We start from the raw sequence: 11,836 nt of genomic DNA, 5'->3' as shown, positions 1-11,836 counted from the left end.
TAGTCAAGGCACTCGCACACTTGACTTGGACGCTCAACCAATCCCATGCTCGCCGAATGGGGGAACGCGCGCCCGACGGGGCCGGTCCTGACGCGTGGCGCAACTGGGCGCGCACGGAGAGCGCGCGCCCCCGGCGGGTTGCCCGCCCCCGCGACGTCGCCGCCCTCGCGGCCGAGGTCGCCGCCGCCACGGCCTCCGGGACGCGCCTGCGCGCGGTCGGCGCCGGCCACTCCTTCTCCGGTGCCGCGGTGACCGACGGCGTGCACGTCCACCTCGACGCGCTCGACCGCGTCGAGCGGGTCGTGCCCCGGCCGGACGGCACCACGCACGTGACCGTCGGGGCGGGCATCCGCCTGCACGCGCTGAACCGCGAGCTGGCGGCGCGCGGTCTCGCGATGCGGAACCTCGGCGACATCGACCGACAGTCGGTGGCGGGCGCGATCAGCACGGGGACGCACGGCACGGGGGCACGGCTCGGCGGGCTCCCCACGCAGGTCGTCGGGCTGCGCGTCGTCACGGCCGCCGGTGACGTCGTCGAGGCGTCGCCCGACCACGAGCCCGAGCTCTTCGAGCTGGCGCGGCTGGGGCTCGGGACCGCGGGTGTGCTCGCGGCCGTGACGCTCGAGGTCGTGCCGGCCTTCCGGCTCCTCGCGCGCGAGGAGCCCATGCCGCTGCCCGCCGTGCTCGAGGGGCTCGACGACCTCGTCGACGGGCACGACCACTTCGAGTTCTTCTGGTTCCCCCACACCGCCTCGACGCTGACCAAGCGCAACGACGTCGCGCAGGACGAGCACCTGCCGCTGCCGCGCTGGCGGCGGGCGCTCGACGACGAGCTGCTGTCGAACGTCGCGTTCGGCGCGGCCCAGGAGGTCGCGGCGCGCACCGCGCGCTGGACGCCCCACCTCAACCGGTTCCAGGGCGCGTCGCTGCCGCCCCGGACGTACACGGCGGCCTCGCACGACGTGCTGGTCTCGCGGCGGCGGGTGCGGTTCCGCGAGGCCGAGTACGCCGTGCCGCGCGAGAGCGTCCGGGACGTCGTGGCGGAGCTCGCGTCGTGGTTCCGCGCGACGCGCGCCCACGTCCCGTTCCCGCTGGAGGTGCGCTTCGCGGCCGCGGACGACGTGTGGCTGTCCACCGCGCACGGACGGGAGACCGCGTACGTCGCGGTGCAGCAGTACCACCGGCTGCCGCACGGCCGGTACTTCGAGGCGGCCCGCCGGATCGTGGCCGAGGTCGGTGGCCGACCCCACTGGGGCAAGATGCACGACCTCACCCACGCGGACCTGGCGCCGCTGTACCCGCGACTGGCCGACGCGAACCGCGTGCGCGGCCGCGTGGACCCCACCGGGACGTTCCGGAACCCCTACGTCGACCGCGTGCTGGGGCTGCCGGGCTGACCAGCGCCGACGCGCCGCGGACGTCGGCGAGGCGACCCCGGCGAGGAGGTCACCCGCCGACGCGTGGCAGCGCTCCCGTCAGCGGCGGCCACACCGCGGGCAGGTCGGTGGGCGGCTCGAGCGCGACCGAGGGCCGCGCGTGCTCGTCCACCTGCAGCAGGCCCTCGAACGTGGCTCGCAGGGTCTCGATCGACACCCGGTCGCGCTGGCGCACGCGGGCACCGGCGACACGCTGCGGGAGGCCGCCCGGACCCGTGGCCGGCAGGTCGCTGCCGGGTGCGGGCGCGGCGGTGCGCCCGTCGTCCGTCGATGGCACTGTCACGGCGTCGGACCGTACCGGTGATTCGCCCCTTTCGCGACGGGCACGCGCACCGATCCGCACCAGGGCCGGGCACACGGCCGGGAGTTTCACCCGAGCGGGTGGAAGCGTGTCCACATCCTGACACCGGGGTCAGGGCGTGGACGCCTCCACCGCCGCGGCGAGGGTCTGCAGCTCCCCCAGGACGCGGCGCACCGCGACCCGTTGCGCCCGGTCCGGGCGCAGCAGCGCCTCGACCAGACGCCCGGCCCGCACGTCCCGAAGCGGCACCAGCCGCAGGCCGGACCCCGGGCCGGTCCGGGTGGAGTACCGGGGCAGCAGGCTCACGCCGTGCCCCGCGGCGACCAGCGCCTCGACCACGTGGAAGTCGTTGATCCGGTGCACGACCCGGGGCTCGGCGCCCGTGCGCACCGTCAGCTCGTCGAGCACGCGCGCCACCGGGAAGCCCTCGCGGACCGCGATCCACGGCACGTCCACCAGGTCGGCCGGCGCCACGGACGCCGCGTGCGCGAGCGGGTGGTCGACGGGCACCGCGACGTCGAGCGGCTCGCGCAGCAGCCGCTCGACCACGACGTCCGCACCCCACCCGGGGCCGCCGTCGGGGCGGTGCGCGACCACGACGTCGAACCGGTCGGTCAGCGCGACGAACCGGTCCTGGGCGACGTCCTCGTCGGCGCACTCGACCGTGATGCCGTCGAGCGCCGCGACGCGGTCGAGGAGGCCGGGCAGCAGGAGCTTGGCCCCGCTCGCGAACGCGCTCACGGTCACGGTCCCGGCGGGGCTCGCCACGAACGCGTCGCACGCGGCACGTGCCCGCTCGAGCGCGACCGCCACCTCGAGCGCGGCGTCGGCGAGCGCGTCGCCCGCCGGCGTCAGCCGCACGCCGCGACCCACGCGCTCCGTCAGCGCGAGGCCGACCTCGCGCTGCAGCGCGGCGAGCTGCTGCGACACCGCCGACGGCGTGAGGTGCCGCACTGCGGCCGCCGCCGTCACCCCGCCGTGCGCACGGACGGCGCGCAACGTGGCCAGGGCCGCGGGATCCATGAAGCGACGCTACATCCTCGATCCACATCTTTTCGATGGTCGTGAACACTGACGCGCCGCAGACTCGTGCCGTGCCCCTCCGCCACCGCCTGCTCGCCGTCGTCGTCGCCCTCACGTGGGGACTGAACTTCGTGGCGATCCACCTGTCCCTCCAGCAGTTCCCGCCCTTCCTGCTGGTCGCGCTGCGGTTCGCGGTGATCGCCGTGCCGACCGTGCTGCTCGTCCCGCGCCCGCGCGTCGCGTGGCGCTGGATCCTGGGGTACGGGCTCGGGTTCGGCGTGCTCCAGTTCCTGTTCCTCTACCTCGCGATGGACACCGGCATGCCGACCGGGCTCGCGTCCCTCGTGCTGCAGTCGTCGGCCCCGTTCACCGTGCTCCTCGCCGCGGCGCTGCTCCGCGAGCGACTGACGCCCCGGCAGGGCCTCGGCGTCGCCGTCGCCGTGCTCGGGCTCGCGGGCATCGCCGTGCACCGGGCGGGCCTCGACGGCGGCGCCACGCTGCTGCCGGTGGTCCTGACGCTGTGCGGCGGCCTCGGCTGGGCGCTCGGCAACCTGAGCAACCGGCAGGCCCGGACGGACGCGCCCTTCCGGCTCGTGCTGTGGATGTCGGTCGTGCCGCCGCTGCCGATGCTCGCGGTCTCGCTCGTCGTGGAGGGGCCGGACGCCGTCGTGCAGTCCTTCCGCGGCCTCACGACGCCGACGGGCCTCGCGGCGCTGGGTGGCCTCGCGTTCACGGTCCTCGTCGCGACGCTCGTCGGCACCGGGCTGTGGACGTGGCTCATGGCGCGGCACCCGTCGAGCGTCGTCGCGCCGTTCTCGATGCTCGTGCCCGTCGTCGGCATCGCGTCGTCCTGGCTCGTGCTGCACGAGGCCGTGCCGGCGGTCGAGCTGGTGCTCGGCGCGGTCGTGGTCGGCGGCGTCCTGCTCGGGTCGGCGCCGGCTCGTCGCGCGACGACCCGGCCCCACGCGGTGCACGACACCCGACCGGCACCCGCGCCGGCGCGGCCGGACGCGCCGGCGCTCGACGACGCCGCGGAGCCGGTCGCCGGTCGCTGACCCACGGCAGCCGTCCGGCCGGGACCGCCCTCAGTCCGCGTCGAGCTGCACGAGGGCCGTCGCGATCGCGGCGACCCCCTCGCCCCGGCCGGTCAGCCCGAGCGCGTCGGTCGTCGTGGCCGACACCGTGACGGGCGCGCCGCACGCCATCGACAGGACGGCCTGCGCCTCGATGCGTCGCGTGCCGAGCTTGGGACGGTTGCCGATCACCTGCACGGCGACGTTGCCCAACGTGAAGCCCGCCGCCCGCACGCGCCGCGCGGTCTCGGCGAGCAGCGCCGCGCCCGACGCGCCCGCCCACCGCGGGTCGGACGTGCCGAACTGCGCCCCGAGGTCGCCCAGGCCCGCGGCCGAGAGCAGCGCGTCGGCCGCGGCGTGCGCCGCGACGTCGGCGTCGGAGTGGCCCGCGAGCGGCCGCTCCCCCGGCCACTCGAGGCCGGCGAGGTGCAGCACCGCGTCGGGCGCGGGGTCGGGGTCGTAGGCGTGCACGTCCACCCCGATGCCGGTCCGGAGGTTCACGTGAGCGCTCCCGTCGTCAGGGCCTGCGCGACCAGCAGGTCGCGGACCGTCGTCACCTTGGCCGCGCGCTCGTCGCCCGGCACCACCCACACCGCGACGCCCGTGGCCTCGACGAGCCCGGCGTCGTCGGACGCCGCCGTCGCCTCCGACGATCCTCGCCCCGACCCCACGGCGTGCGCACGCTCGAGGGCCTCGCGCGCGAAGCCCTGCGGGGTCTGCACCGCCACGAGGTCGGCGCGCGGCACCGTCTCGACGACGGGGCGCCCGGCCGCGTCGCCGTCACCGACCCGCTTGACGGTGTCGACGACCGGCAGGCCGGGCACGACCGCGACGTGCCCGGCGCGCACGGCGTCGGCGACGCGCGCGACGAGGTCGGCCGGCACGAACGGGCGCGCGGCGTCGTGCACGAGGACGACGTCGACGTCGTCCGTCAGCTCGGCGAGTCCCGCGGCGACCGACTCCTGGCGGGTGCGGCCGCCGCCCACCACGTCGAGCCGGACGTCGCCCGCCGCTGCGGCGACGACGTCGTCGAGGAGCGCGGCGACGACGTCGAGGTGCGTCGACGGCGCCGTGACGACGAGCTGGGTCACGGTCGAGCCGTCGGCGGTGCGCGCGGCCAGCAGGGTCCGGGCGGCGTGCACGACGAGCGGCTCCCCGGCCACGGGGACGAGCGCCTTGGGCAGCGCGTGCCCGAGGCGGGTCCCGCTCCCGGCGGCGGTGAGGACGGCGGCGATGGTCATGTGCGCATCGTGCCCCGTGCGGCTGGGCGCACGGGTCCCCGACACAGCAGACGGCCCGGGCGGCGTGCACCCGGACCGTCGTGCGTGCGGATCAGGAGGCGAGGACCTCGTCGAGGATGGCTTCGGCCTTGTCCTCCTCGGTCTTCTCGGCGAGCGCGAGCTCCGAGACGAGGATCTGGCGGGCCTTGGCGAGCATGCGCTTCTCGCCGGCCGACAGGCCGCGGTCGGCGTCGCGCCGCGACAGGTCGCGCACGACCTCCGCGACCTTGATGACGTCGCCCGACTGGAGCTTCTCCAGGTTGGCCTTGTAACGCCGCGACCAGTTGGTGGGCTCCTCGGTGTACGGGGCGCGCAGCACCTCGAACACGCGGTCCAGGCCCTCCTGGCCCACGACGTCGCGGACGCCGACGAGGTCGACGTTCTCGGCCGGCACCTCGATGGTCAGGTCACCGTGCGCGACCTTGAGCTTGAGGTAGATCTTCTCCTCGCCCCGGATGGTCCGGCTCTTGATCTCCTCGATCTTGGCTGCACCGTGGTGCGGGTAGACGACGGTCTCCCCAACAGTGAAAGTCATCTGCAGGTGTCCCCTTTCGCAGACGTGTATGGTATCACGCCGGATTGCTGCGATTTCCGACACCTCCCGGGCATCTGCCCAGGTCAGAGGCTCGTCGCCCGCCCGTCACGCGGGGTTCACGCACCGTCGTCGCACGCTGCGGGACCCGTGCGGACCCTCCCGCGGCCCCCGCGACGCGCGCCCCGCGCACCCTGCGCAGGACCTGCGCAGCACCCCCACAGGACCCCCGGACGGCGCGCCACGGGTAGGCTGACCTGCGGCTCCCCGCGCTACCACACGCGCGCGGGCGCCGGTCGTGACCACCGTCCCACGCCGCCTCCGCGCGCGAGACCGAGCAGGAGCTCTCGTGACCCGCCTCCGCCCCCGCACCGCCCGGACCGCCGCCGGACTCGCGGTCGTCGCCGTCCTCGCGCTGAGCGGCTGCTCGGCCACCAACCCGATCGCGACGATCGCCGACTACCCGCCGTCCGACGGCGTCGCGACCACCGTCGGCGACGTGCGCGCGCTCAACATGCTGGTCGTCGCCGAGGCCGAGGGCGCGCCCGGCACGCTCACGGGCGCGCTGACCAACCGGTCCTCGCAGGACGAGACCGTCACCCTCACGCTCGGCGGCCAGCAGGTCCGTGTGCCGGTCGCCGCGTCGAGCACCGTGCTCGTCGGCGCGCCCGACGCCCCCGCGCGCTACGAGACGGCCGACGTCGAGATCGCGGCCGTCGACGTCGCCCCGGGCGGCCTGACGACCGTCACGCTCGCCACCGGCTCGGGCGGCTCGGTCGAGCTGCGGGTGCCCGTGCTCGACGGCAAGCTCCCGGAGTACCAGGCGCTGCTCCCCGGCACCTCCGCCACGGACGCGCCGACGCGCGACGCGTCCTCGCCGTCCGACGAGGAGGGCGACCAGGAGGGCTGACGCCCCGCACCACGACGAGCGCGCCCGCACCACGACGAGGGGGCCGACCACCGGGCGGTGGTCGGCCCCCTCGTCCGTGCGGACGTCGGCCCGGGCGTCCGCTCAGCCGAAGCGGCCCGAGATGTAGTCCTCGGTGGCCTGCTCGCGCGGCGAGGAGAACATCGTCGCGGTGTCGTCCATCTCGATGAGCTTGCCGGGCTTGCCGGTGCCCGCGATGTTGAAGAACGCGGTGCGGTCGGAGACGCGCGCGGCCTGCTGCATGTTGTGCGTGACGATGACGATCGTGTAGTCCGACTTGAGCTCGGCGATGAGGTCCTCGATCGCGAGCGTCGAGATCGGGTCGAGCGCCGAGCACGGCTCGTCCATGAGCAGCACCTGCGGCTTCACGGCGATCGCGCGCGCGATGCACAGGCGCTGCTGCTGCCCGCCCGACAGGCTCGAGCCCGGGCGCGCGAGGCGGTCCTTGACCTCGTTCCACAGGTTCGCGCCGCGCAGCGACTGCTCGACGAGGTCCTGCTGGTCGCCCTTCGACATGCGGCGGTTGTTGAGACGCACGCCCGCGAGCACGTTGTCGGAGATCGACATCGTCGGGAACGGGTTGGGGCGCTGGAAGACCATGCCGATCTGCCGGCGCACCGTCACCGGGTCCACGTCGGTGCCGTACAGGTCCTGGCCGTCCATGAGCGCCTTGCCCTGCACGCGCGCGCCGGGGATGACCTCGTGCATGCGGTTGAGGGTGCGCAGGAACGTCGACTTGCCGCAGCCGGACGGGCCGATGAGCGCCGTCGCCTGCCGGGCATCGATGGTCATGTTGACGCCCTCGACGGCGAGGAAGTCGCCGTAGAACACGTCGAGGTCGGAGACGTCGATCCGCTTGGACATGGGGAGGGTCCTTCCTTCGGGTCGGAGCGGGCCCGCGGTCAGCGGGCGCCCTTCGGGGCGAACCAGCGGCTGACGAGCCGGGCCACGAGGTTGAGGAGCATGACGATGAGGATGAGCGTGAGCGCCGCGGCCCAGGCCCGGTCGATGCCGGTGCCGCCCTGCTCGTACTGGCGGTACGCGAACACGGGGAGGGTCGCCATGCGGCCGTCGAACAGGTCCCAGTTGACCTGGGTCACCAGGCCGACGGTGAGCAGCAGCGGCGCGGTCTCGCCGATGACCCGCGCGACCGCGAGCATGACGCCCGTGACGATGCCCGCCGCGGCGGTGCGCAGCACGACCTTGACGATCGTCAGCCACTTCGGCACGCCCAGCGCGTACGACGCCTCCCGCAGCTCGTTGGGCACGAGGCGCAGCATCTCCTCGACCGAGCGGATGACGACCGGCGTCATGAGGAGCGCGAGCGCGACGGCCCCCATGACGCCCGCGCGGTACGCGGGACCGAAGATCAGCGTGAACAGCGCGAACGCGAACAGGCCCGCGACGATCGACGGGATGCCCGTCATGACGTCGACGAGGAACGTGATGGCCCGCGCGAGCGGCCCGCGACCGTACTCGACGAGGTAGATCGCCGTGAGCAGGCCGATCGGCACCGAGATCACCGCTGCGGCGAGCGTGACCATGAGCGTGCCGACGATCGCGTGCTGGATGCCGCCGTCGGTCATGTCCCCGAAGATCCCGACCATGTCGGTCGTGAGGAACGCCCAGCTGAACGACGTCGAGCCGCGCGTGAGCACGAGCAGCAGCAGCGAGACCAGCGGGATCAGCGCGAGCAGGAACGAGCCCGTCACGAGCGTCGTCGCGAGCCGGTCCGCGGCGCGGCGCGGACCCTCGACGATGCGCGACGTGATGCTCAGCGACAGCACGTACAGCGCCGCGCCGAGCGCGACGACGCCGGGCACGCCAGGTGTCGCGGCGACGAGCAGCACGAGGAACGCGAGAACGAGCGCACCGCCCGCGAACCCCCACGGGGCCCACGACGGCAGCCGCCGGTACGTGGCGTCGGCGAGCAGCCCGGCGGGGGCGACGTCGGCGGTCATCAGTTGGCTCCCGAGAACTCGGCGCGCCGCGCGATGATCCAGCGCGCGGCGAAGTTGACGGCGAACGTCACGACGAACAGCGCGAGACCCGTCGCGATGAGGGCGCTGACGCTCAGGCCGCTCGACTCGGGGAACTTCGAGGCGATGTTCGCGGCGATGGTCTGGTGCTGCCCCGGCTTCAGCAGGAAGAACGAGTAGAGGAACCCGGGCGAGATGACCATGAGCACGGCCATCGTCTCGCCGAGCGCACGCCCCAGGCCGAGCATCGCGGCGCTGATGACGCCCGAGCGGCCGAACGGCAGCACGGCCATGCGCACCATCTCCCAGCGCGTCGCGCCGAGCGCGAGCGACGCCTCCTCGTGCAGGCGCGGGGTCTGCAGGAACACCTCGCGCGAGACGGCCGTGATGATCGGCAGGATCATGACGGCGAGCACGACCGACGCCGACAGCACGTTCTTGGCCGGCGCCTGGTAGCCCTCGAAGAGCGGGACGAACCCGAGCGTCGACGACAGCCACGTGAACACCGGGTCGAGCTGCCCGATGAGCCACAGCGCACCCCACAGGCCGTAGACGACCGACGGGATCGCCGCGAGCAGGTCGATGAGGTAGCCCAGGCCCTGCGCGAGCCGACGCGGCGCGTAGTGCGAGATGAACAGCGCGATGCCGATCGACACGGGCACCGCGAGCAGCAGCGCCAGCACCGAGGCCAGCAGCGTGCCGAAGACGAGCGGCCCGACGTACGCGGCGACCGAGGACGCGTTGAACCACGAGATCGCCTCGAGGTCCTCGGACGACGCCGTGAGGGCCGGCCACGCCTCCAGGACGAGGAAGACTGCGACCGCGGCGAGCGTCACGAGGATGAGGACGCCCGCGCCGGTGGACAGGCCCGCGAAGACGCGGCTCGCGACGCGTCCGGTCGAGGCGGCGCGCACGGCGGCGGCCGCGTCGGCGGGGACGTCCGGGTCGGCGCCCCGCTGCGGGGGTGTGCTGGTGGTGACGGCCACGGCTGCTCCGGGTGTGGTCCGCAGGGGCGGGGAGGGTGTGGTGCTCAGGGGCGCTGCGGGCACGCCCCCGCCCCGGGGCCGGCGACGGGCCGGTCCCCGGGGCGGGTGCGCGCTGCGGTCATCCGTGCGGTCAGCTCGCGACCGTGATGGCGTCGATCGCGGCCTGCACCTTGGTGCGCAGGTCGTCCGAGATCGGCGCGGAGCCCGCGACGCTCGGGTCGGCCGCGCGCTCCTGGCCCTCGGGGCTCGCGACGTAGGACAGGTACGCCTTGACGTTGTTCGCGTCCGACTCGGAGTCGTACGTCGAGCAGGCGATCGAGTACGACACCAGGACGAGCGGGTAGGCGCCCTTCTCGGTGGTCGTGCGGTCGAGCTCGACGACCAGGCGCTTGTCGGTCGCGTCCGCCGCGGCGGGCGACGCGTCGACGACCTTCGCGGCGGCCTCGGCCGAGAACGGCACGTACTCGTCGCCGACCTTGAGCGCGACCGTGCCCAGGTCACCGGCGCGCGACGCGTCGGCGTAGCCGATCGCGCCGTCGGCGCCCGAGACCGTGTCGATCATGCCCTGCGTGCCCTTGCCGGACTGCCCGCCCGACAGCGGCCAGTCGCCCGACGCCTCGTGCGGCCAGGCGCCGTCCGACGCGGCCGCGAGGTACTCGGTGAAGTTCTCCGTGGTGCCGGACTCGTCGTTGCGGTTGACCGGGATGATCGCGGTCGACGGCAGCGTGACGTCGGGGTTCTCCGCGGCGATGGCCGGGTCGTCCCACGACGTGATGTCGCGGTTGAAGATCTTCGCGATCGTCGCCGCCGAGAGCTGCAGGTGCTCGGCGTCCACACCCTTGAGGTTGTACACGACCGCGATCGGGCTGATGTAGAGCGGCAGCTCGAGGGCCTCGCCGCCGAAGCAGCGCTCGGTCGCCTTCGTCAGCTCCTCCGGCTTGAGCGCCGCGTCCGAGCCGGCGAACTGCACGCCGCCCGCGAGGAACTGCTCGCGGCCGCCGCCCGAGCCCGCGGCGTCGTAGCTGACGGCCACGTCGGGGTAGGTGTCGTTGAAGCCGGCGATCCAGCCGGCCACGGCCTTCTCCTGCGACGAGGCGCCCGCACCGGCGAGCGAACCGCTCAGCTCGGTCGCGCTGCCGCCGCCGGCGGTGCCCGTCGACTCGCCCGGCTCCGCCGAGGAGGTCGAGGAGCACGCGGCGAGCGTGAGGGCCAGCACGCCCGTGAGGGCGACCGCACCGAAACGCGTGGGGGAGGTGAGCTTCACTGTGTCCCGTCCTGTCGGTCCGCGCGCACCGGTCGGTGCGCAACCGCAGGCGACGCTAGGGGCGTCAGGTGACCGCACCGGCGGTGCTCGGTGAACCCCGGGTGAACGGTGGTCGACCAGACGCGCGTCCAGCTGCGACGTGCGCCACAGCGCACCGGGAACGGCCTCGGCCCGACGCCCGGTCGGGGCGCCGGGCCGAGGCCGGGACGGGGCAGGCAGGGCGGGGCGATCAGTCCTCGACGCCGTCGGACAGCTTGTAGCCCAGGCCGCGCACGGTCGTCAGGAGCGTCGGCGCCGACGGGTCGGCCTCGACCTTCGCGCGGATCCGCTTGACGTGGACGTCGAGCGTCTTGGTGTCGCCGACGTAGTCCGAGCCCCACACGCGGTCGATGAGCTGACCGCGCGTGAGCACGCGGCCCGGGTTGCGCAGCAGCATCTCGAGCAGCTCGAACTCCTTGAGCGGGAACGGCACGAGCACGCCGTCGACGTGCACCGTGTGCCGGTCGACGTCCATGCGGACGTTCGCGACCTCGAGCGTGCCGTCGTCCTCGCCGTCGCCGTCCGACGTGCGCGCCGCCGACTCGCGACGCCGCAGCACCGCGCGGATCCGCGCGAGCAGCTCGCGCGACGAGTACGGCTTGGTCACGTAGTCGTCGGCGCCCAGCTCGAGGCCCACGACCTTGTCGATCTCGTCGTCCTTGGCCGTGAGCATGATGACCGGCACGTCGGACTCCAGGCGCAGCCGGCGGCACACCTCGGTGCCCGGCAGGCCCGGCAGCATGAGGTCGAGCAGCACGAGGTCGGCGCCGTGCTCGGCGAACGCGTCGAGCGCGTCGGGGCCCGTCGCGGCGGTCACGACGTCGTAGCCCTCGCGGCCGAGCTGGTAGGACAGCGGGTCGCGGTACGACTCCTCGTCCTCGACGAGCAGGATGCGGGTCACGGGGTGCTCCTGGAGGGGGTCGGCGGCGTGCGCGGCTCACGGCCACGACGCGGCGGGTCGGTCGGGGCGGACGCACCCGCGGGCGCGTCCGGGC

The 11,836-nt window shown here is 74.3% G+C and carries 13 protein-coding genes; 3 read left to right on the top strand and 10 right to left on the bottom strand.

Annotation, left to right across the window (positions count from 1 at the left end; translation table 11 throughout):
• The first annotated feature begins 56 nt into the window (after nt 1–56).
• Nucleotides 57–1,397, top strand: coding sequence for a D-arabinono-1,4-lactone oxidase (locus ATM99_RS04565; RefSeq protein WP_062101746.1), 1,341 nt, complete (start codon nt 57–59; stop codon nt 1,395–1,397).
• Between the two features lie 49 nt (nt 1,398–1,446).
• Here ATM99_RS04565 and ATM99_RS04560 read toward each other — a convergent pair whose 3' ends face one another.
• Entirely contained in the window at nt 1,447–1,719 is a 273-nt protein-coding gene (locus tag ATM99_RS04560; protein WP_150118124.1) for a hypothetical protein, read from the bottom strand.
• 129 nt (nt 1,720–1,848) lie between these two features.
• The gene (locus ATM99_RS04555; protein ID WP_062101744.1) at nt 1,849–2,760 is read right to left on the bottom strand and encodes a LysR family transcriptional regulator; all 912 of its coding nucleotides are present in this window, start codon (nt 2,758–2,760) and stop codon (nt 1,849–1,851) included.
• 71 nt (nt 2,761–2,831) lie between these two features.
• Between ATM99_RS04555 and ATM99_RS04550 the strand changes: the two genes are divergently transcribed.
• On the top strand, nt 2,832–3,815 hold the full coding sequence (locus ATM99_RS04550) for an EamA family transporter (RefSeq protein WP_062101743.1): 984 nt from the start codon (nt 2,832–2,834) through the stop codon (nt 3,813–3,815).
• Between the two features lie 30 nt (nt 3,816–3,845).
• Here ATM99_RS04550 and ispF read toward each other — a convergent pair whose 3' ends face one another.
• The 3 genes from ispF to ATM99_RS04535 form a co-directional block, all read right to left on the bottom strand.
• The gene (gene ispF / locus ATM99_RS04545) at nt 3,846–4,334 is read right to left on the bottom strand and encodes a 2-C-methyl-D-erythritol 2,4-cyclodiphosphate synthase (RefSeq protein ID WP_062101742.1); all 489 of its coding nucleotides are present in this window, start codon (nt 4,332–4,334) and stop codon (nt 3,846–3,848) included.
• Nucleotides 4,331–5,074, bottom strand: coding sequence for a 2-C-methyl-D-erythritol 4-phosphate cytidylyltransferase (gene ispD / locus ATM99_RS04540; protein ID WP_062101741.1), 744 nt, complete (start codon nt 5,072–5,074; stop codon nt 4,331–4,333). The genes ispF and ispD overlap by 4 nt, the downstream gene beginning before the upstream one ends.
• A 91-nt stretch (nt 5,075–5,165) precedes the next feature.
• Nucleotides 5,166–5,648 carry a CarD family transcriptional regulator gene (locus ATM99_RS04535; RefSeq protein ID WP_046530074.1) on the bottom strand — a complete coding sequence of 161 codons (483 nt, stop codon included), beginning with the start codon at nt 5,646–5,648 and terminating at the stop codon, nt 5,166–5,168.
• A gap of 346 nt (nt 5,649–5,994) precedes the next feature.
• Here ATM99_RS04535 and ATM99_RS04530 point away from each other — a divergent pair, with 346 nt between their 5' ends.
• Nucleotides 5,995–6,555, top strand: coding sequence for a hypothetical protein (locus tag ATM99_RS04530; RefSeq protein WP_062101740.1), 561 nt, complete (start codon nt 5,995–5,997; stop codon nt 6,553–6,555).
• A 102-nt stretch (nt 6,556–6,657) separates the two neighbouring features.
• Here ATM99_RS04530 and pstB read toward each other — a convergent pair whose 3' ends face one another.
• From pstB to ATM99_RS04505, 5 genes are all read right to left on the bottom strand, one after another.
• Nucleotides 6,658–7,437, bottom strand: a complete 780-nt coding sequence (gene pstB / locus ATM99_RS04525; RefSeq protein ID WP_062101739.1) for a phosphate ABC transporter ATP-binding protein PstB — start codon at nt 7,435–7,437, stop codon at nt 6,658–6,660.
• 38 nt (nt 7,438–7,475) lie between these two features.
• Nucleotides 7,476–8,534, bottom strand: a complete 1,059-nt coding sequence (gene pstA, locus ATM99_RS04520) for a phosphate ABC transporter permease PstA (protein WP_062101738.1) — start codon at nt 8,532–8,534, stop codon at nt 7,476–7,478.
• Nucleotides 8,534–9,538: a phosphate ABC transporter permease subunit PstC gene (gene pstC, locus ATM99_RS04515; protein WP_062101737.1), complete on the bottom strand. Its 1,005-nt coding sequence runs from the start codon at nt 9,536–9,538 to the stop codon at nt 8,534–8,536. Before pstC ends, pstA begins: the two co-directional genes overlap by 1 nt.
• Nucleotides 9,539–9,668: 130 nt before the next feature.
• A complete protein-coding gene (gene pstS / locus ATM99_RS04510) occupies nt 9,669–10,802 on the bottom strand; it encodes a phosphate ABC transporter substrate-binding protein PstS (protein WP_062101736.1) in 1,134 nt (377 codons plus the stop codon).
• A 229-nt stretch (nt 10,803–11,031) separates the two neighbouring features.
• Nucleotides 11,032–11,742 (bottom strand): response regulator transcription factor, encoded by a 711-nt coding sequence (locus ATM99_RS04505; RefSeq protein WP_062101735.1) that lies wholly within the window; start codon nt 11,740–11,742, stop codon nt 11,032–11,034.
• Nucleotides 11,743–11,836 lie beyond the last annotated feature (94 nt).

This window comes from Cellulomonas sp. B6 (genome assembly GCF_001462455.1).
GTDB lineage: Bacteria > Actinomycetota > Actinomycetes > Actinomycetales > Cellulomonadaceae > Cellulomonas.
This window is presented reverse-complemented; position numbering and strand designations above follow the sequence as displayed.